Raw genomic sequence first — 570 nt, 5'->3', positions numbered from 1 at the left:
AGCCTATGAACTCGAAGGAATCCCCCCCGGCCGCACCGCCGCCGTCATCACCGGCGACGTGATCAAGGCGACGTCCGGCATCGAGGAGGCGCGGGTCATCGTGATCGCGCCGCCGCCCGTGCGCGGCCTCGGCACCGGCGGCGGCTTCAAGATGCAGATCGAGAGCCGGCAGTCCTCGGCGATCGGACCGCTGCTCGCCTCGGTCAACGAGATCCTCGGCCAGGCGAATCAGAGCAAGGACGTGCAGCGGGTCTTCACGACCTTCGGCAACGACACGCCGCAGCTCTACCTCGACATCGACCGCACGGTGGCGCGGATGCTCAAGGTGCCGCTCGCCAACGTCTTCTCGACGGTGCAGGCCAACCTCGGTGGCGCCTACGTGAACGACTTCAACACGCTCGGCCGCATCTATCAGGTCCGCGTGCAGGCGGACGCGCCCTTCCGCCTCTCGAAGACCGACATCGAGCAGCTCAAGGTCCGCTCCTCCACCGGCGCCCTGGTGCCGATGGGGACGCTGGCCTCGATCCGCGAGATCACCGGTCCGCAGATCGTGCAGCGCTTCAACCTGTT

General features: G+C 67.5%; 1 protein-coding gene. It reads left to right on the top strand.

Features of this window, described 5'->3' with window-relative positions; all coding sequences use genetic code 11:
- The coding region (locus RAD16_RS40410; protein ID WP_458163636.1) for an efflux RND transporter permease subunit at positions 1-570 on the top strand (570 nt) is incomplete at both ends.

Source organism: Bradyrhizobium sp. 18BD (genome assembly GCF_054185225.1).
The sequence above is the reverse complement of the archived record's forward strand: the minus strand, read 5'-3'. Positions and strand labels throughout refer to the sequence as shown.